General features: G+C 56.7%; 15 protein-coding genes and 2 pseudogenes. 13 read left to right on the plus strand and 4 right to left on the minus strand.

Annotated features, from left to right (window positions below; translation table 11 throughout):
- Positions 1–146: 146 nt before the first annotated feature.
- Positions 147–533, minus strand: a complete 387-nt coding sequence (locus ACQQZ8_RS14960) for a DUF6069 family protein (protein ID WP_431710597.1) — start codon at positions 531–533, stop codon at positions 147–149.
- 230 nt (positions 534–763) lie between these two features.
- On the opposite strand from ACQQZ8_RS14960, the gene ACQQZ8_RS14965 reads away from it, so the two are divergent.
- The gene (locus ACQQZ8_RS14965) at positions 764–2,146 is read left to right on the plus strand and encodes an MFS transporter (RefSeq protein WP_431710598.1); all 1,383 of its coding nucleotides are present in this window, start codon (positions 764–766) and stop codon (positions 2,144–2,146) included.
- Positions 2,147–2,153: 7 nt separating this feature from the next.
- Here ACQQZ8_RS14965 and ACQQZ8_RS14970 read toward each other — a convergent pair whose 3' ends face one another.
- Positions 2,154–2,864 carry a GntR family transcriptional regulator gene (locus ACQQZ8_RS14970; RefSeq protein WP_431710599.1) on the minus strand — a complete coding sequence of 237 codons (711 nt, stop codon included), beginning with the start codon at positions 2,862–2,864 and terminating at the stop codon, positions 2,154–2,156.
- 74 nt (positions 2,865–2,938) lie between these two features.
- Here ACQQZ8_RS14970 and ACQQZ8_RS14975 point away from each other — a divergent pair, with 74 nt between their 5' ends.
- The 5 genes from ACQQZ8_RS14975 (at position 2,939) to ACQQZ8_RS14995 (ending at position 8,036) form a co-directional block, all read left to right on the plus strand.
- The gene (locus tag ACQQZ8_RS14975; protein WP_431710600.1) at positions 2,939–3,427 is read left to right on the plus strand and encodes a tripartite tricarboxylate transporter TctB family protein; all 489 of its coding nucleotides are present in this window, start codon (positions 2,939–2,941) and stop codon (positions 3,425–3,427) included.
- 2 nt (positions 3,428–3,429) lie between these two features.
- The gene (locus ACQQZ8_RS14980; protein ID WP_431710601.1) at positions 3,430–5,052 is read left to right on the plus strand and encodes a tripartite tricarboxylate transporter permease; all 1,623 of its coding nucleotides are present in this window, start codon (positions 3,430–3,432) and stop codon (positions 5,050–5,052) included.
- 48 nt (positions 5,053–5,100) lie between these two features.
- Positions 5,101–6,093: a Bug family tripartite tricarboxylate transporter substrate binding protein gene (locus ACQQZ8_RS14985; protein ID WP_431710602.1), complete on the plus strand. Its 993-nt coding sequence runs from the start codon at positions 5,101–5,103 to the stop codon at positions 6,091–6,093.
- Positions 6,094–6,106: 13 nt separating this feature from the next.
- Positions 6,107–6,874, plus strand: a complete 768-nt coding sequence (locus tag ACQQZ8_RS14990) for an SDR family NAD(P)-dependent oxidoreductase (RefSeq protein WP_431710603.1) — start codon at positions 6,107–6,109, stop codon at positions 6,872–6,874.
- Positions 6,875–7,118: 244 nt separating this feature from the next.
- Complete coding sequence (locus tag ACQQZ8_RS14995) at positions 7,119–8,036, plus strand: LLM class flavin-dependent oxidoreductase (RefSeq protein ID WP_431710604.1); 918 nt, start codon at positions 7,119–7,121, stop codon at positions 8,034–8,036.
- Positions 8,037–8,342: 306 nt separating this feature from the next.
- Here ACQQZ8_RS14995 and ACQQZ8_RS15000 read toward each other — a convergent pair whose 3' ends face one another.
- Both ACQQZ8_RS15000 and ACQQZ8_RS15005 read right to left on the minus strand, forming a co-directional pair.
- Positions 8,343–9,581 carry an acyl-CoA dehydrogenase family protein gene (locus tag ACQQZ8_RS15000; RefSeq protein WP_431710605.1) on the minus strand — a complete coding sequence of 413 codons (1,239 nt, stop codon included), beginning with the start codon at positions 9,579–9,581 and terminating at the stop codon, positions 8,343–8,345.
- 79 nt (positions 9,582–9,660) lie between these two features.
- Positions 9,661–10,818: an acyl-CoA dehydrogenase family protein gene (locus tag ACQQZ8_RS15005; RefSeq protein ID WP_431710606.1), complete on the minus strand. Its 1,158-nt coding sequence runs from the start codon at positions 10,816–10,818 to the stop codon at positions 9,661–9,663.
- Here ACQQZ8_RS15005 and ACQQZ8_RS15010 point away from each other — a divergent pair.
- From ACQQZ8_RS15010 to ACQQZ8_RS15040, 7 genes and pseudogenes are all read left to right on the plus strand, one after another.
- A pseudogene (locus ACQQZ8_RS15010) lies at positions 10,754–11,562 on the plus strand (IS3-like element ISAar44 family transposase); the annotation flags it as partial. The gene ACQQZ8_RS15005 and the pseudogene ACQQZ8_RS15010 sit on opposite strands and share 65 nt — an antisense overlap.
- A gap of 144 nt (positions 11,563–11,706) precedes the next feature.
- A complete protein-coding gene (locus ACQQZ8_RS15015) occupies positions 11,707–12,921 on the plus strand; it encodes a tyrosine-type recombinase/integrase (RefSeq protein ID WP_431710607.1) in 1,215 nt (404 codons plus the stop codon).
- A complete protein-coding gene (locus ACQQZ8_RS15020) occupies positions 12,918–13,865 on the plus strand; it encodes a tyrosine-type recombinase/integrase (protein WP_431710608.1) in 948 nt (315 codons plus the stop codon). Before ACQQZ8_RS15015 ends, ACQQZ8_RS15020 begins: the two co-directional genes overlap by 4 nt.
- The gene (locus ACQQZ8_RS15025) at positions 13,862–14,854 is read left to right on the plus strand and encodes a tyrosine-type recombinase/integrase (RefSeq protein WP_431710609.1); all 993 of its coding nucleotides are present in this window, start codon (positions 13,862–13,864) and stop codon (positions 14,852–14,854) included. The genes ACQQZ8_RS15020 and ACQQZ8_RS15025 overlap by 4 nt, the downstream gene beginning before the upstream one ends.
- A 109-nt stretch (positions 14,855–14,963) precedes the next feature.
- A pseudogene (locus ACQQZ8_RS15030) lies at positions 14,964–15,590 on the plus strand (transposase); the annotation flags it as partial.
- A 540-nt stretch (positions 15,591–16,130) separates the two neighbouring features.
- Entirely contained in the window at positions 16,131–18,437 is a 2,307-nt protein-coding gene (locus ACQQZ8_RS15035; RefSeq protein ID WP_431710610.1) for a response regulator transcription factor, read from the plus strand.
- A 231-nt stretch (positions 18,438–18,668) separates the two neighbouring features.
- Entirely contained in the window at positions 18,669–20,168 is a 1,500-nt protein-coding gene (locus tag ACQQZ8_RS15040; protein WP_431710611.1) for a SulP family inorganic anion transporter, read from the plus strand.
- The last annotated feature ends 22 nt before the right edge of the window (positions 20,169–20,190 follow it).

Consider the following 20,190-nt stretch of genomic DNA (forward strand, 5'->3'; position numbering starts at 1 on the left):
TCCTCCGGTAGCGTCAAACGAACAATATTCTCGGTGGGCACACAACCTCACTCACCGAGAGCTTCCTCAGAGACTAACAGCGAAAGTGAACCATGTCACTAGATGGATGGTATTAAACTCCCACGATACGGATATTCAGTTACTTCTTAGGTTTGCGATTCAGCCATGTCGTGATATTTGCGGTTCGAATAGTTCACCGCCAGATACCACGAGGCACCCACGATCAGGTGCATGAGTGCTAAGGCGATTCCGCTGGCAAGGTCTGTGGCAAATATGATCGGGTTGATAATCGACAGCACCACCACAGCCACACCGAACCACTGAGCAATTTTGCAGAATCCCGGGCGGGCCCGGCCAATCACCCAGGTCAGCAAACCGAGCAAGGCAATCGGTGCGACCGTGAATCTGATGACCTGAATGAAGTCCAGATGCCGGAACAATCCCCCGGAGAAGTCCATCGAGGCACCGGCGGCACCGGCAACGAAGTAGATAAATGTACAAATCGACGCTGCTCCGAATGCAGCAATGAGCACTTGCACATAATTGAACGGCATTCTGAATCTGGTGTCAGCACCCATGGCTGACCATCTCCTCAATCGAACGATTCGGATAATCCACCCCAGACCTTCAGAGTACGCCCCTTGTACCGTCTTGGGCAGTAGTCATGGGAAATTTTCGGTACAGCAAAGCTGCGGTTTGCCACCATCGAGCCAAGCGGCGTTTTTCACGGGCAAGTCATAGAATTTCGCCCGACCGCGCACGCGTGAAAACCTTAGTCTCGGTAGCGGAAAAACCTGTGCTGAAGGACGAATATATGCGGGACGTAGCGGCGATGGGAAAGATGCAAAATCGTGGCACCACCCCGAAGATCCATCGGGCATGGTTGGTTGCCGCAGTGACGGCCATGGCCCTAATCGCCACCGCAGCGTTCCGCTCCACCACCGGCGCCTTTTTCGCGCCACTGGAAAACGAATTTTCCTGGGACCGGACCGGGCTATCTGCCGCAGTAATGATCAACCTGGCGATCTACGGGTTGGTCGCCCCCTTCGCCGCAACGTTGATCGAAAGATTCTCCATGCGCAAGGTGGCCATCGGTGCCCTACTGCTGGTTTCGACCGGTGCCGGATTAGCCGTACTGATCACCGAGCTGTGGCACTTGTGGTTGCTGTGGGGTGGACTGGTCGGTCTTGGCACCGGTGCGATGGCCTTAGTATTCGGAGCAGCCGTAGCCAATCGCTGGTTTACCAAGCATCGTGGGCTGGTGATGGGGCTCTTCTCCGGAGCAAACGCGGCTGGCCAACTGGTCTTCCTACCGAGTATCGTCTTCATCATTGAGGCCACCGAGTGGCGGGTTGCTTCGCTCACCGTGGCGGCCTGTGCCCTGCTGGTGATCCCGTTACTCATTTGGCCTTTTTCCAACTCTCCGCAGGAAGCTAAGACCACGCCCTTCGGTGCAACCCTCACCGAAGAGGCACCGGCTCCGGTCAATTTCAAACCTACTCAGGGTGCCATCGCAGCAACCCTTTCATCGCTCATCCGAGCTATGCGCTACCCCGCTTTTTGGGTCTTAGCCATGACCTTTTGGGTGTGCGGTTGGTCCACCAACGGCTTGATCCAAACTCACTTCATCCCCGCAGCACATGACCACGGGATGCCCGCTACAACGGCTTCAGGCCTACTGGCTTTGATCGGAATTTTCGACATTATCGGGACCATGGCCTCGGGCTGGCTCACCGATCGGGTTCGCCCTTGGATTCTCTTAGCTGTGTATTACGCACTGCGCGGGATGTCGCTACTGACCCTGCACACGCTACTGGGTCCGGATATTCAACCGATGATGTGGATCTTTATTATTTTTTACGGGCTAGATTGGGTGGCTACAGTCCCGCCGACGGTGGCCCTATGTAATCAGTACTTCGGCCCACAGCAAGCCACCGTCATCTTCGGCTGGGTTTTCGCCTTCCATATGATCGGGGCTGGTACCGGAGCGTTGACCGCAGGGCTCTTCCGCGACATGTCTGGAAGTTACTTAGTCGCCTGGATCGTGGCGGCTGTCCTCTGCTTTGCAGCAGCAATCAGTTTAATTTTCCTTCCACGCATGCGGCGCTCTCACATGCACACGCCACTGGTAGATACTGCCGCGTAGCCGCTAGCTAGTCACCGCTTTTGCTCTTTGTTGGGTCGATCGCTTCAGGCCGCAATCCAGCCTGCAGAATGAGATCCACCGAAGAATTGTAGTGCTCGGCCAATAGCCGTACCGCGGTATCAGCATCGCGGGCGATGACCGCCTCCACGATCGGATCATGCTCATCCACCAAATACTGGGTTTCGTGATCCGGCATCGTATTCGACCACAGTCGATAGAGTGACGTGGCGTCTTCAAGGGCGTCAGCCAGCTTTTCTAAGACCGGGATGCCCGCAGCGGAAATCAATAGTCGGTGGAATTCCTTTGCCCCCTCCAGCCAGGTATCGGATATCCCTCGCTGGTCTCCCGGCCCGAAACGTTCGGTGTGCTTGAGCCGGTGCTGCGCAGCCACCACGGTGGACTCCCACATCAGATCCCCGCGCTCAAGGGACAAACGTAACGCCAGCTCTTCGGAATGGCAACGCACCCGATTGAGATCTGATAGTTCGGGCAACGATAAATAAGGCACCGAAAACCCCTGCTTAGCCTCGTTGATCACCAGAAAATCACTGGACATCTGCATTAGCGACTCACGTACCACCGTAGTGCTCGTTTCATAGCGCTTAGCCAATGGAACCAGCGGTAGGCGTTCACCAGGCTTCCACTGGCCAGTGAGGATATCGCGTCTAATCGCAGCGATCGTCGAGTCAACCAACGAGCTCTTATTGTCATGAGGCATGAATTTATCCTACAGAACACTTCCGTTACATTATTCAGTTGACGTTGTAATGAATTAATAATAATGTGTCACCCATGTCACATAACAATGCAATGGGGCGAAGGTTTGCGACGTACAAGATCTCCACCATGGCGATCGCGTTACTCGGCGCAGGCTGCACCTTTTACGGCTTCAGCCTCGGTTTAGGAACTATGGCTCAGCCGCGTGCTGGGGCATGGCCATTCTTGGTGGGTCTTGGTCTCTGTCTTGCCGCAGTCGCTTTGTTCTTCACTGAACGCGTCGGCACCGATTATGAGCCCTTTAGCAAACGCAGCTGGATCATCGTGGCCGGTTTCGGGCTGATGATCGCCTACATCCTGCTTTTCGAGTCAGTCGGATTTAGTCTGGCGACACTGCTGGTAAGCATCGCTTGGCTGCGTTGGATGGCCAAGGAACCATGGCGTTTCACGCTCTGGTATTCGCTGGCGCAGACCGCACTTTTCGTCACCATATTCAGCATCCTGCTGGCCGTCCCAATGCCATATGACCCAGTGGTCAATTTGCTTTCCGGAAAGGGTCTCTAGACATGGATTTCTCTGCCGTATTCGACGGGTTCATGGTCGCTTTGGACCCATTGAACCTGCTCTACGTTTTCATCGGCGTAGTTGTGGGCATGATTGTGGGTATTTTGCCCGGCTTGGGGCCGGCCCCAACGATCGCCTTGATGCTCCCGCTGACTTATGTGATTCCGACTGAGTCCGCCATCGTGATGCTGGCTGGTATTTACTATGGTGCGTACTACGGTGGCACTATCACCTCGGTGCTATTGCGGCTTCCGGGCGAAGCAGCCAGTGTTGTGACCGTCTATGACGGCCATCAAATGGCGTTGCGTGGACGGGCCGGACCGGCACTGGGAATCTCTGCTATCGGGTCCTTTGCCGGTGGTGTGGTTGCCACCTTCGGATTGATTTTCCTCTCCCCCATTGTCGCGGCATTCGCAGTGAAGCTCGGCCCACCGGAATACACCTTGTTCGCTTTAGTCGGACTGTTAATGGTCGCTACCTTGGGCGAATCCAACCGGCTGAAGAACCTAATCGTGGTGTGCTTCGGATTGCTGGTCGCCACCGTTGGTATCGACGCGGTCACCGGGGTAGCACGCTTCACCGGCGGTAATCCGGAGCTGCTGCGCGGGATCGACTTTGTGGCGGTAGCCATGGGCTTGTACGGTATCGGCGATGTGCTCTATGACCTGGAGCAAAAGGCAACCGGAGCCAAGATCAAGGGAAAGATTGGTCGGGTGTTGCCCACCAAGAAGGATCTCAAGGATTCCAGTGGTGCTATCGCCCGAGGGTCGGTTATAGGCTTCTTTCTGGGGCTTCTACCTGGCGGTGGTGGCGTAGTCTCCTCACTGGCTTCTTACGCCACCGAGAAGAAGCTGTCCAAACATCCCGAAGAATTCGGCAAGGGCGCAATTGCCGGTGTGGCGGGCCCCGAGACCGCCAACAATGCCGGCTCCACCTCTTCGTTCCTACCGCTGCTGTCCTTGGGTATCCCGTCAAACGTGGTGCTAGCCCTGATCTACGGCGCCCTATTGATTCAAGGTGTTACCCCCGGCCCTTCCTTGGTCAACGAGCATCCGGGAGTCTTCTGGGGTGTGCTGGCCTCGATGCTGGTAGGGAACCTGATGTTGCTGGTGCTGAGCATGCCGTTGGTGGGTGTCTTCGTAAACCTGGTCAAGGTTCGCATTGGAATTCTCTCCAGTGTCATCTTGATCGTCACCATGGTCGGCGTGTACTCGGTGTCCAATAGCACCTTCGATATGTGGACCATGCTGGTCTTCGGAATCATCGGTTATCTGATGCGCAAGGCAGGTTTCGACCCGGGGCCGATGGCCTTGGCCATCGTGCTAGGACCAACGCTAGAAACTTCCTTCCGACAGTCCATGCTGATGAGCCAAGGTTCAGCCACGATTTTCGTAGATCGTCCAGTCTCATTGATCTTAGTGATCGTGTTGGCATTGATCGTCCTGCTGCCACTGCTGCTACGACTTCGCAAGAACAATAGTGGCGTGCTGACCGGTCAGGGGCTGGATCCTAACTCCACCGCCGCAGACCTTGCCGAAGCTCAGGAAGTGACCACACAGAACCCCGCAGCCGCCACTGCGGAAGGGGCCAAGGACACCCCACAGAAGTCCGATACTTCACGCTAGTTTCTGCCTCCGTATTTTTGTTCCACTCTCTTAACCATTAGGAATCTCATGAAAAAGAACATCATTCGCTGGGCTGCGGCCCTCGGCTCATTGACATTGGCCACGACTCTGGCTGCCTGTGGCGGTTCCAGCTCCGCAGGCGGCGCTGACGCTGACTTCCCCACTCGTGATATCACCATGCTGGTGCCCTATGCGGCCGGCGGCCCCACCGACATTTCCGCCCGTGCCCTAGCCACGGAAATGGAAAAAGAACTGGATACCACGGTCATCGTGGAAAACCGGCCTGGTGCCTCAGGGATCACCGGACTATCCGAGGCCGCCAGCGCTAAAGCCGATGGCTACACCATGGTCTTCTCCACCGACGATTCTTTCGTGCAATCAGTCAAGCGCACCACCCCGTACAGCTTCGAAAGCTTTGACGCAGTTGGTGGCGTGTTCACCCAGCCGTATTTGATCGTGGTCCCTTCCAGCTCCGAAATTACCAACGTCGAGGGCCTGAGGAAGGCCGGCAAGCTGAACTACGCGGTGACCGGCTGGGCTAATCCAACCCATGTAAATCAGGCAGCGATCTTTGGTGATCTGGGTCTAGACGCCACCGCCATTCCCTTCGACGGTGCCGCACCGGCAGCTCAAGCCATGATCGGCGGGCAGACCGATGTTGCCATGCTCGATGCGCAGGCCGTTATGCCGTACATCAAGAATGATGATCTGCGCGTGCTGGCCGTGCTCACCGCCGACGGTGAGCGCCTTGATTATCTACCGGATGCACCCACCTTTGAAGAAGCCGGTCTTCCGGTAGATAACCAGACCCTGACCATGTATGGCATCGCGGTTCCTACCGGAACCGATGAAGCTATTGTCTCCACTTTGAAGGAGGCCACCAACACCGCACGTGTATCCGAAAGCTTCACCAAGCTGTCCGAAGATAACTACATGCCGCTGCTTTCCGAGGAAGACGCAGCAAACTGGTACACCCTGTTGCAAGAGAAGTCCGCTTCCACGGTGCAGGTCATGAAGCAGTACAACATCACCGTCGAATAAGTCAGGACTTGGAATGGATTCATTGAACGAACGCACGATCTTTGTCACCGGTGCAGGAAGTGGCATCGGTGCCGCGCTGGCCACGGGTCTAGCTGAACATGGGGCCCGTGTGGGTGTGGCAGATATTAATCTGCAATCCGCACAACAGGTCGTAGAGAAAATTCGACAAGCTGGCGGGCAAGCCCATCCAGCCCAGATTGATGTAACTGACCGAGCAAGTGTCGCTCATGCAATCGCCGAGGTTGTCGAAGTGTTCGGTCCGTTACATACGATCGTGAATAATGCTGGCGTCTCCGGAGAGGTGCCTTTCTTGGAGGCAACCGAGGCCGATTGGAACCGAACGATGACCGTTAACGGTCTGGGTGTACTGATCTGCATGCAGGAGGCAGCGAAGGTTTTTATCGCCCAGGGTGCTGGTGGACGCATTATCAATACCACCTCGATCACGGCCAAGAACGCGAGCCCGAACTTCGCCCCGTATGCGGCCAGTAAATCAGCGGTCTCTTCGCTGATCCAGTCAGGAGCCCGCGCGTTGGCTCCGCATAATATTCGAGTCACCGGTTTCGCTCCGGGAATCGTCGACACCCAGCTGTGGGAAGGTATCCAGCAGGATGATGCCAGCCGACAGCTGAAAATGCAGAACTATGCGAAGCAGATTCTGGTCGGCCGCGTAGCGGTACCGCAGGATTTAGTTCCTACCGTTCTGTTTTTGGCTAGCAGCGGCGCTGACTACCTGACCGGTCAAGTCATCACGGTAGATGGTGGCATGGTTTTGAGTTAAGGAGCCAAATCAATGGCCTAGGTTCTACGCAGATAACTCTGCGTAGAACCCAGGCCATCGTGGTTAATGACGGCGCGCAGTGCACCTAGTCTCGGAGCGATGCGGGGCCGGGTCATCTGCCCGAACGGATGCGGTTGGACTGCAGCCCGGCAGGTAAACTCGGCCACGAACCCCATCTTCTGTGAAAGGACCTCACCATGCGCTGCTGGCTTCCCGGGCACTTATCTGTAGCGGAGCAGTCGGCATGAGAGTATCCATCCTTGATCAGGTTCCACTCACCGAGCATGCCCCCACCCGGGCCGCCGCACTGTCCAGTGGTCTGTCCTTGGCACAGCAAGCCGACGAGCTTGGATACCACCGGATTTGGTACGCCGAACACCACCATTCACGGTCTTTCGCCAGCCCCGCTCCTGAGATGATGACGGCTCTGGCGCTCGAGCGCACCCAGCGCATCCGTATTGGTACCGGCGCCATTCTGCTGCCTTACTATTCGGCGCAGAAGGTTTTGGAGGTAATGGGGCTGCTCGCCATGGTCCATCCTGACCGGGTGGACACCGGGCTGGGACGAGCTTCGCTCAATGACCCCGACTACGCGACAAAGGTCGCTTCCTTGGTGCAAGAGCTAGGCACGGTACATGAAGCGTCAGCAAACGAACCCGCCGGGCGGGTGTGGGTGCTGGGTGCGGGTGGTTCCTCGGCCCCGCTGCCGGGAACCTTGGGCGCCGGATACGTACACGGCCACTTCTTGCGTCCTAGCGGTGGTGAAGCTGCCACCGCTGCTTATCGCGAAGCGGCCACACGCAGCGGGCACACCCCGCACACCGTATTAGCAGTTCGTTTTGTCACCGCCCCTACCGAGGAACACGCCCAAGCGTTGGCGCAGGCATTACTGCTCTGGCGGGTCCGCAAGGACTTTGGAGATGACGGCCCGGTTCCATCGGTCACTACGGCGGCTAACTACCGGTGGAGTCCGCAGGAAATCGCCCGCGCTCAAGAACGGAGTCGGGCTCTGATTGTCGGAACTCCGTCACAGGTCCATGCTCAGCTAGTCACCTTGGCCGAAGCCCACGGAGCCGATGAGTTGATGCTCAATACGTTGGTGAGCAATCCCGAGGACAGGTTAGAGGCTTACCAACTGTTAGCTGAACGGTTCATCGCGTAGCACCCCAACTCGCCTTGAAACACAGGATTGATGCACCTGATCGTGATAACTAGGCTGATCGCGATTCGGGTTGTTGCATTCACGGGAGAGACAACTCTGCTGGAACGCAGGGTCAGCCTCGCGCCCCACACCACATAGGAAACTTAGATTATTTTCCTCCACGGGATACGGCATCTCTCAGCGACAATTACTCGCGAAATTCTGATCTCAAGAGGGTGTGAGAGTGCGGTGGCGCTGGTCAAAGCGCCACCGCAGCTTTTCACCATCCCCACTTCTCGTCACTTAGGCACGGGCTGAGCGCCCAAACTACTTAGCGGCCCCGATCGCCCACACACGCGGCAGCTCGGTGCCGTTGACCGCTAAATCCCCAATTAGCCGAGCCTTGAACACCCACGGGTTATGGTTCCCGGCAGTGCGGGCGTTACGCCAATGCCGATCCAGATTCTTGGTGCTGCTAGTGGCTGAGGCAGCCAAAGCGTCAAAGGCATGGGTAATGGCCGAGAGTACCAGCGGGGTCAGCGTTACCTGTGCCTGCGCCGAAGCTAGCTCGGCCGCATCGTTTGCCGCTTCATCTTGGGCCGCTGTGTACTGCCCATTGTGCTGCCCCAAAGCTGTTTGGAAAGCGTATTCTAGGGCCCCGGAGACCCGTTGGACAGCAGCACTGGCAACAAAGGCAGCCGAAGCAACCTCGCCGATCACCTGCAATAGCTGCGGATCCTCGCTGGCCACATTGGCCGCGGCATGGCTAAAGGTTCGTTTACGTTCTTTGAGCTCGGCGGCAAAGTCGCGTTCTGCAGCACGGGCACTGCCGGCAAGCACCGTGAGCAGAACCTGTTGGTAGAACGCAGTTTGATATTTGAAACGAGTGTCGAAATCGATCAAATGCTGGGCGTGCACCACCGCATCGGTGAAGGTGGAGGTTCCGGTGCCAGTGGTGCGCTGCCCGAAACCATCCCAATCATCGGCCAGCTCAACCCCGGGCTGGTGGCGGCTCACTGCGGCAATGATCCGCTGTCCGGTATCGGTGCGTTCGGCGTAGGTGTCCAGCCAGTCGGCAAAGATTGAGCCGGTGGAATAGTATTTGGTGCCGTTGATCCGAAAGCCACCGGATCCATCGGGGCTGACCTTGGTAATCACCTCACCTACCTTCACCGATCCCACTTCGGTCCACGAGTTACCGACCAACTCACCGCGGGCAAAACGTTCTAACCACAGATCCCGATCGGCCCCGGAAGCTGCCACCAATCGGTCTTCTACGAAGGCGAAGTGTGCGCGCAAGGCTTGTGCAATACTGCTATCGGCGGTCGCCAGGTCGGTTAGCAGCTCGAAAAGTTCGGTCAAGTTGAGGCCGGCTCCGCCGTGGGATTCCGGGACGCGCAGTGCCCCGAATCCGGCTTCGGCCAGCTGGCGAATTTCGTTATAGGGCAGTTGTCCGCTGCGATCGCGTTCGACCGAACCGGCGGCAATGCTATGGAAGATGGGTGCGAAACGGGCCCGGGCCGTAGCCAAACGGTCTGCGGGCACGGTCTGAATCTGGGTACTCATCGGTTGTCCTCGGAAGGTCGAAGTTGGGACGTGGGAGCCGCTCAATGAACGGTATAGCGACTCCCACGAGTTTGTCGGTTTAGGTGTACAGCGAGATCGGCTGCGGTTCACCGTGCAAGTAGTACTGGCCGACCTCGATTTTCTTGTAATCCACTGGGTCATGCAGGGTGTGCGTGCGCACATTGCGCCAGTACAGGTCGAGTCCCACCTCGTTATTGGTTGAGGAGGATCCAGTTATTTCGAAGATACGATGAGCGGTTTCAAGCCCCACTTCCGTGGACACAACTTTTAGTTCCGCGATCGCTACCGCCACGTCGGCGCGGAGCGCGGAAGTGACCTCCCCGCCCAAGGAAATCACCGCGTCATAGCGACGAGCCAGTTTGTCAGCCAAGGCTTCGGCCGCGGCAACGCGAGCCTTCAGCTCACCGATGGTGCGTTGAAAAATTACGTCTCGCGAGTAGCTGTCGACCCCGGCAAGGAACCATGAGTTCTGTCTGTTCAGCAAGATGTCACGGCCCTTGGCCAAGGCACCTTGGGCGATTCCCACATATAGGTGGGCGAAGGCCAACTGTAGGCCCGGAATCAGCAAGGTGGAGATCGGTTCCTCGCTCAGCTCACCGAGAATATCCTCCGCATTTACTCGAACCTGCGAATAGCGCACCGATCCGGACGCGGTCAGTCGCTGACCCAGATGGTTCCAATCATCAACAAGCTCAATACCTTTCCGGTCTGTTTCAAGCACAAAAGCTAGGACTTTACCCGCCTGCTCACCATCCGCGACCACCGCGTTGACAATGATCACCTCCCCAACTCCCGAACCGGTAGAGAATCGTTTGTACCTGTTGAGTCGGTATCCCCCGTCAGGGTCGGTGGTCAAAGTGAGTGTGGGATCCACCGGATTCACTGAATCACCCCACAGCCAGCCACCTGATACGCTTCGACGCCACCAGTGCTCTTGCTGCTGCGCTGGCGCGTAGAACGCGATGCCAGTCTGATTGAAGTAGTGATAGGCCAAAAGTTGGGCGATCGATCCCCTGTCTGTCAGGATGGGGTGAGACCAGCTCTTCACAGCAACTTCACCCCGTGACAGGGCGAGAATCAGGGATGAATCCCCAGTGATGACCAGTACCCAGACCCGTTCTTCAGCCGCCCCGGTGACCGCGTTGCGTCCGATGGCCGAGAATGGATCTATGACCCAGGAACCGCGCCCCGAAGCCCCGAAGCGTCGGGTGATCACCCCGGCCCAGAAGCTTGAGTTTCTCGCCGGCTACGAGCAAGCCATTCAGTCCAATGAAGGCGGCGCGTATCTGCGATCCAACGGGTTGTATTCCTCGCAGATCACCGAATGGCGCAAGCTACGTGACGCCGGAGTCCTGGAAGGCAAACCGGCCGGACAGAAGATCGGCCGGCTGAGTCGGGAACAGGCGGAGATCGCCCGGCTCAAGCGCGAGCTGGCGAACCGTGAGCAGCAGTTGGAAACCACCCAGACCGCCTTGGAAATCATGGGAAAAGCGCACGCGCTCTTGGAGCAGATCTCCAAGAGCGCGGAATCGGACGAATCGAAGCGCAAGAAACGTTGAGACGTGCCTACCGGCAGTTGGTGGACGCGAAGGTCCCGGCCCGTCGGGCAGCGGTGCTGACGGGTATCAGCCGGGCCAGCATGCACCGTGCCAGGCAAGTGGCAGAGCGTGGTAGCAGTGGGCAGCAGCAGCTGGCCGCCCGACCGGTACCGGTGAACAAGCTCAGCCACGCCGAACGGGAAGCGATCCTTGAGGTGCTGAACAGTGACCGGTTCGTGGACCAAGCGCCGCCGCAGGTGTACGCCACGCTGCTGAGCGAGGGTGAGTACGTGGGTTCGGTGTCGAGCATGTACCGGGTGTTGCGGGAGAACCGGCAGGTCACCGAGCGGCGGCGGCAGGCCAGGCATCCGGCGCGGAAGGTCCCGGAACTGGTGGCCCGCCAACCCTGCGAGGTGTTCAGCTGTTATGCCGAGGTTGGTGTTATGCCGACATGGGTGGTCTTTGCCTGTGTTTATCCGGACGTTCCGCTCCGATCCTCGGCATAATCAGCTTGCCGTGTTCAACTTGTTTTCCTCGAATCCCTGGAAGCAAGGAGAACCCCTATCATGGTCGTCATCGGCGCGGATAGCCGTGTACACGTCGCTGGCTCGCTGGAACCCTACGTTCATCAGTTCGAGACTGAGCTGAACAGGCTAAACTACACATACTTCTCAGCAGCAGCGCAAATGCGGCTGATGGCGCATTTGAGTCGCTGGCTCTGGAACAGGAACCTTCTTGCCGGCGATCTAAGACGGGAACTGATTGAAGAATTCTGCAAGGAACGTCGTTCTGCGTACACATCCCTGCTGACTCCCCAAGCATTGCGACCACTGTTGAACCTCCTCGCAGGCTTGGGCGTTATCACGGAAGACGCGATGGTGCCTGATCACGATCCTGATCCTCCAGTGCTGGAACGATTCGAGACGTACTTGCGTACCGAACGCCGTCTTCGAGAAATTTCGATCCAAGCCCAGACCTCTCGCATACGCCGATTCCTTCAGCGATACACACCGCCTGCGGGTTTGAAGGCGTTGGGTGCCGCCGAGGTAGTCCAAGCCTCGCTGGATGAAGGCAAAAGTCGTCAACCGGTATCGGTGAAGAAGTTCGGATACGTGCTTCGCTCCTTCCTCAGATATTGCTTCACCGCCGGTGAACTGGACAGTGACCTGACAGGTGCGACGCTCATCGTCAGGCTACCGGTACCTTCGCTGCTGCCTAGAGGCGTCGAAGCAGAGCAGATTCGGAGCCTGCTTGGTGCTTGCGACCAAAATACACTTGCCGGGAAACGTGACTTCGCGTTGCTGTTGCTGCTTGCGCGTTTGGGATTACGTGCAGGTGAAGTCGCAGGTCTGCGGCTTGCAGACATTGACTGGCGCCACGGGGAAATACTGGTGCGCGGCAAAGGATCCAAACCGGAGCTCCTACCCATGAGTACGGAAATCGGTGAGGCATTGGTGAACTATCTGCAGCACCGTCCTGCGGGGATACACCTGCCGGAGGTTTTTTGCACGCTTAAGGCGCCCTATCGTATTCTTAGTTCTCCTGCAGTCTGGGCGGTCGTCGTTCGGGGTTGCAAGAAAGCGAACGTGGAACCGTTTGGCCCGCATAAGCTCCGGCATTCATTGGCAGAATCCATGGTCAATGCCCAAGTTCCCTTGGACGCTATCAGCCAGGTGCTCAGACACGAGAACCCAGTAACGACGGTGAATTACGCACGAGTCGATCTGCCCAGACTTCGAGCTCTTTGCCAAGCATGGCCGAATGAAAAGAGTCAGCCATGAGCCATTGGGAGGCATTGGTCGATGACTATCTGCGATTGCGGCGGCAATTGGGTGCCACGCTGGCTTGGAACGAACACCTACTGGTCCAATATGCTGCGTACTTGACGCAGTCGGGTTCACCAACGATCACCGTGGAAAATGCGATTGCCTGGTCCCGGAGCCTATCCAATGCAGGGTTGGGTAACCCAGAAGCCCGCGCAGCCCGCCGGTTCCAAGTCATCCGAGGATTCGCCACTTACATGCACGCAGTGGATCCTGCCCATCAGATCCCGCCGAGAGGGATCTTCACCCACCGGCCCCTGCGCGTCACACCATACATTTACTCTGATGAGGAGATATTCGCCTTACTTCAAGCAGCTGAACAGCTGTCTCATGGCGTTCGCTCTCATCTTTACACGACATTGTTCGGGTTGCTGGCTGCGACCGGTCTGAGGGTCGGAGAGGCCTTGGGATTGGACCGTGAACACGTTGACCTGAGTACAGGAACATTACTGGTCAGCAGCGGTAAATCCCGCAACCCTCGCTTGGTTCCGATGCATCCTACGGTCATGGAGGCCTTGGAACGCTACACGGTATGGCGCCAGGGCTATCAGTTCCGTCCGGGCGGCGACAAAGCCGCCTTCTTCATCAACGCTGCTGAAGGGCGCTTGAGTTATGACAGCGCATTGAAAGCCTTCTGGCAAGTCAATGCTGCGGCTGGAATTAAAACACACAGGAAACATCCAAAAATGCACGACCTGCGGCACACCTTCAGTGTGAAAACGCTACTGGGCTGGTATGAGCAAGGCGAAGACGTGGCGGCGATGATGCCTACGCTATCAACCTACCTTGGACACAGCGACCCAGCGAACACCTACTGGTACTTGAGCGCCGTACCCGAACTGCTCGCTCAAGCCTCCAAGAGACTGGCTACTTCTCTAACCGATGGGCAGGAACGATCATGACAGCTCTGGCTCCGCTATTGCAATCCTTCTTTTCTGACAGGCTAATGACGCAGAAGCACGCAAGTTCCAATACGATCAGTTCCTACCGGGATACATTCAAGCTATTGCTGAATTTCGCGCGCGAGCAGACAGGCAAGAGCCCCTCGCAATTGGACATCAGTGACTTGGACGCTTCGGTGGTCACCGCCTTTCTGATCTATCTGGAAACGACACGAGGCAACAGTCCGCGCACCAGCAATTCACGGTTGGCAGCCATTCATTCGCTCTTTTCCTACGCGGCACTTCACCACCCCGAACATTCGGCAGATATCCAACGCGTTTTGGCGATCCCCACAGCAAGAACGAACCGAAGTATTGTGGCATGGCTTGATCACGCGGAAGCAGCGGCCCTGCTGGAATCCTGTGACCAGAACACCAGAACAGGACGCCGTGACTACGCGATGTTCACCCTGACAAGTCAAACCGGTCTACGTGTGAGTGAATTGATCGGACTGAACGTCAAGGATCTTCACCTAGACGCCGGCGCACACGTGCATTGCGAAGGGAAGGGCCGGAAGGAACGATGTACACCGTTGCTGCCGGAAACCGTGGAAGTCATGAAAAATTGGATCGAAGAACGGGCTGGAATAGCCGGTGATCCGCTTTTCACGACCCATTCCGGCAGCCGTCTGAGTAGAGACGCGGTCGAACAACGATTGCGAGTCACCAGTGCCAAGGCCGCACTTGTCTGCCCTAGCCTCAAAGACAAAGCGGTCACCCCTCACGTGCTACGTCACACGGCAGCGATGAGACTGCTGCAGGCAGGTGTCGACTCCACGGTTATTGCCCTCTGGCTTGGCCATGAGCAGGTCTCCACAACGAACGTTTACATTCATGCCGATATGACTTTGAAAGAGAGTGCCATAGCCAAGGTGGCGCCTACTGGATTGGCCAAGCAGGCGCGCTATCAGCCCACTGATACGGTGATGGCGTTCTTGGAGTCGTTGTGATTATGCCGAGGATCGGAGCGGAACGTCCGGATAAACACAGGCAAAGACCACCCATGTCGGCATAACACCAACCTCGGCATAACAGCTATTATGCGGATATCCGCATAACAGCTGGGATATCACCAAGTTGGCCGGCCCGGCCAAGGGCACCTACTTTGACGCGTACGTGATGATCGATATCTATTCGCGGTTCATCGTCGGCTGCGAGGTCCATGCCCGTGAGTCCGGGACAATGGCCGAGCAGTTCATGCAGCAGATCTTCGGGATGCACGGGATCCCCAAGGTAGTCCATTCGGATCGTGGGCCGGCGATGACCTCGAAACCGGTCACCGCGTTGCTCTCGGATCTGGAGGTCCTCAAATCCCATTCCAGACCCAAGGTATCGAATGACAACCCCTACTCGGAGGCCCTGTTCAAGACCTTGAAGTACTTGCCGGTGTTCCCCGAACGCTTCGGCTCGCTGCAGGACGCCAGGGTGTTCATGGAGGAATTCGTTCAGGCGTATAACCATCACCACCGGCATTCGGGGATCGGGTTCCATACCCCGGCGGATGTGCATTTCGGGCTTACCGACGAGGTGGATCAGGCCCGGCTGCAGGCGCTGGAAGCAGCGTGGCAGGCGCATCCGGAACGGTTTGGTCGCCCCCGGTTGCCCAAGGCGTTGCGGCTGCCCGAAGCCGCGTGGATCAACGAACCGATCGAAGAAGAGAGCAATGACGAACAACTAGCCGCGTAATGACACGCTGGTCTCACTCACCTTGAAAATTTCCGGGAGAGTCTTCGTTTAAATGGTTTATTCTTTTCCTCGACTAAGAAACTGGATCCCACACACAATCACCGGCGTATACGCGGGTTCTACCCAGCCCAATCACAGCCAAGGTCACTAATGTTGGTAACAACCTCCTTGAGGGTGCGAGTGATGATCGTGAGAACCCCGTCGTTAGCGACGGGGTTCTTTCATTTCCCAAGAAAGTTTCCGGGTCACACCCCAAGGGCCGCTTCCTAGGTTCAGTGCCTATTTCGCTCAAATCTTTCCCCCCAAAGAATTACGAATATGAGAACCAGATTGCCATCCGAGTTCTGTAATGTAATCTATTCACCTCGGACCAAACACCATTCTCTAGCACGGTCCCATCGATTTTCTTCGCGGAATTCATAACACCAAGTATGATGATCCCATAGTCATTTGGGGACAATGAGCTAGTCGGTAGCCACAAAGAATTACGTGGGATTTCCGACGATCTTGGGGGGATTAAGTAGTTTGCTTGAATATACGATGGAACCGTCATCCGTTGACGAACCACAATTAGCATTTCACCCCAGTATCAAACGCTTTCATGAAGTCTTTAACGCCCAATCGCGTCTTTTATTTATCACTGCTGCCCGCGGCACCGAACGGCATTTGTTTGCGCAAAGTTGGTTCGCGGATCATCCCGGTGAAATTCTCGATCTTTCCGCCCCAAACTTCGACTTGCAGCGGGAGTTAAGCCAGGTTGAGGAACGAATGGACGCAGACCCCGCAGCCCGCTTTGCGGTTCTGATCGGGCCAACGGAATCAGCATGGTTACTGTCCAGCCGGTTTGACTGCGTGGTCGCAAGACAGTGCGATCTGTTGATGACCTATGACGAGCTGCAGGAAACGCTGGGTTCCACCGCAGAAGATACCACCAAGATTTTCGAGCAAACTGGTGGATGGTCTAGCGCATCGCTAAGCATGCGCAACAACCCCGAGGATACGACGAACGCGTACCACATCATCCGCACCGGACTCGCTCGGTGGCTGGCAGTACATCCCCAGGCCGAAGCCATCCGACAAGCCGGATTCCTACCCATTATGGATGAACCTTGCGTCGAAGAATTCTATAATCAGCTGGGTAATCTCAGCTTCGGTTTTGCGGAATTGCAGGATCTCGGATTTGTACAGGCCGGTCCCTCTAGGGGGTGGATCATGCCCCATCTAGTCCGCCGTGCCCTAGTTGAACAACAGCGCGATATTGACCCCGTGGTGGCTCAGGAACTTGAACTTCTCGGTTTGCGCACCGTGGCGAATACACACAGTGTCCAGCGTGCTGTGGATAACGCCTCGCAACGACGCAACTGGAAGGCGCTTGATCACGTCCTCGTTGAGCGTTGGATTGACTTATTCATCACTAACCCCAGAGGTTTACGGAAGTATCTAAGCCAGGTTCCGGAGTTCGTCATGAACCGAACCAGCTATATGTGGGTAGCTGTCCGGATTGTGGCAGCGATCGGTACTGACCGGATGGTTTTGCCGTTCCCGTCGATCGTCCCGAACTACGAATCCGATCGTGCTGCTCAAAGGATGCGCGAACTGACGACAAGTCTCTACCGGCGTCCCAGCCCCCGCGCCCTCACGGCAGGATTACTGGAGATTAGCTATCTACGCCTCGCGGGCCTCTATAGCGAATCGGCAGATGCAGCCGAACGTCTGCGTTCTGTGGCCCAAGCCGTCAGTAGCGTGCGCCGGGTTAACCCCAAACTACTTTCCGCGGTGGAACTTCACTGCGGCATTTCCCTCGAGTTGGAAGGACGCGATGTCCAAGCCAAATGGGCTTACACCGCAGCATACCAAGCAGCACAGGTCGGCAACACGGCTTTCCAGATTGCCGATGCCACCGGGCGTTTAGCGCTGCTTTGCGCCAAACAGAAGGATCCTACTGCGGCCGACCATTGGCTCGCATTGCATGATGAAGTTATCGCCGAGGTCGCATGGGGACGGGAGATGGTTGGGCGGGGTGCCACGCTAGCCCGAGGTTGTCTTGCACTACAAGATCTTGATCCTGTCGAACTAGATCGGGTTATGGGCAACCTGCCCAAGGATCCGGATAGCGATGAGTTCTGGGCTTCGCACGTCCTGTTTCTCGCATTTCAAGCCGCTCTTTCCGGGCAGGTACAGGAACATGGTCTACTTTTACGGCGTCTGGCGGACGAACGCGTCTACGCGCTTTCTGATCTATCGGCCGAACACCTTGAGCAAGCCCGCCAAGTTTTGGCGCTTACCGGCCACTGGGAAGAATCTGAACCAGCAGAGGACTATCATGCCGCTGAGTTCCGGGCATTGGCAGCGCTGCGTGCTGGCCGCTTCGACCGCGCGCTGAGCCTTCTAGAAGCGGCCAAGACGAAGCCGTTATCGCAGCGCTATGCCGGACTTCACCTGTATCTAGAGATGGCTACACGACATCAGCATGGCCCCTCCGATCAGCAGATCGAGGAACTAAAGAGACTGTACGCCACGCAAAACCGGCTCGTGGATCTTGCGATGCTTTCTACAATCCCCGGTTGGGAAGCGGTACCCGAGCTCATGGAGCTAGACTCAGAATCCATGGACCGGATTCGTTTGCTCCAGCAAGCTTTCCCCGCCCCCAAGACCCTGCCCAAACTTACCGAACGCGAAAACGAACTCTTAGCACTCTTGCGTGAAGGACTGACCCGCAAGCAAATCGCGGCGACGACGTATCGATCGGAAAATACCATTAAGACTCAATTGCGCGGCCTCTATCGAAAACTTGATGTCGCCGATGGAGTTGACGCTTTGGATCGCGCCCGCGAGCTCGGCCTCTAACCGCGCACAGTTTTCAACAAGTAATCCACAGTTATTGTGGATAACCTCGTTCAACCTGTGTGTAACCCCGTCAACGTCAGCTCCTCCACCGGAGCTGACTGTTGATTGCAGGGCGAGAGAACGGCTCATACCCCGCAGAAATATTTCTCCGTGCAGGATCTGCGCTAGCGTAGATCCTGCACCCCTTTTAGATCGCCGAAATTTTCTGTGCCGGCAGTGATCGGAGAATTCATGTCAGCCACCGACCTCACCCCGGTAGAACGCCAGTCAGTACTGCGCACCCTACGCTCCCCCCGCCTACTGAAAACCGAGTTGCTTGCCGGATTAGTCGTCTCCCTGGCTCTCATCCCGGAAGTAATCGCGTTCTCAATCATCGCCGGAGTAGATCCGCGAGTCGGGATTTTCGCCTCATTCACCATGTCTATCGTGATCGCTTTCACCGGTGGGCGCCCGGCAATGATTTCCGCAGCAGCAGGCGCAGTGGCCTTGGTAGTGGCGCCATTGGTGCGCAGCCACGGAGTGGACTATCTCCTAGCCGCGGTGATTCTTGCCGGTATCTTGCAGGTACTGCTGGCGGTCCTGGGCGTAGCCAAGCTCATGCGTTTCATCCCCCGTCAGGTGATGATCGGGTTCGTCAACGCGCTCGCGATCCTCATTTTCCTCTCCCAAATGCCAGAGCTGATCGACGTTCCTTGGGCGGTGTATCCGCTGACAGCACTCGGGTTGGCGATCATTTATTTCTTCCCTAAACTGACCAGAGCAATCCCTGCACCGCTGGTAGCCATCGTGGTACTCACCCTCATTACGGTCCTTGTCAAAGTCGCCGTACCCACTGTTGGGGACAAAGGCGAGCTACCAGATTCCTTGCCGACTTTCCTGATTCCCGATATCCCGTGGACCTTCGAGACCCTGCAAGTGATCTTCCCTTATGCTCTCGCGGTCGCCTTCGTGGGCTTACTCGAATCACTGTTGACCGCTAAGTTGGTTGATGACATCACCGACACCGGGTCGAATAAGACCCGTGAATCCTGGGGCCAAGGCGCCGCAAATATTGTCACCGGGTTTTTCGGTGGAATCTGTGGTTGCGCGATGATTGGTCAGACCATGATCGGGGTGAAGGCTTCAGGTGGCAGAACCCGAATTTCAACCGCCTTCGCCGGAATCTTCATGTTGCTTTTGTCTGTGGTACTGGGCGACGTGGTGGCGCAAATCCCTATGGCAGCGTTGGTCGCCGTCATGATTTTTGTGTCCCTGACAACCTTTAACTGGCATAGTATCCGCCCTTCCACCCTGAAGATGATGCCTCAGAGCGAAACAACCGTCATGGCGGTGACCGTGATCTTCACGGTGGCAACCAATAACCTTGCCATCGGTGTCGGTCTAGGGGTGCTGAGCGCGATGGTGCTCTTCGCCAACCGGGTGGCGCATTTCGTCACCGTGACGCGCAGTGTCACTGGCGGAGTCGATGGGCAAGTAGCGATCTATACGGTGAACGGGCAGCTGTTCTTTGCCTCTTCAAATGATCTGTATACCCAGTTCGATTACGCGCAGGATCCAAAGCAGATCATTATCGATATGTCCGGTTCGCATGTATGGGATGCCTCTACCAGCGCAGCCCTAGACTCCGTGATCGATAAATATGCCAAATACGGCAAACAGGTTTCCATCCGCGGACTGAACGAAACGAGTTTGGTAATGCGCGATCGACTCGGCGGTAAGCTCGGCGACTAGCTAACCGCAACGCAGACCGGCC

It is taken from the genome of Glutamicibacter uratoxydans (genome assembly GCF_050753455.1).
Lineage (GTDB): Bacteria > Actinomycetota > Actinomycetes > Actinomycetales > Micrococcaceae > Glutamicibacter > Glutamicibacter uratoxydans_A.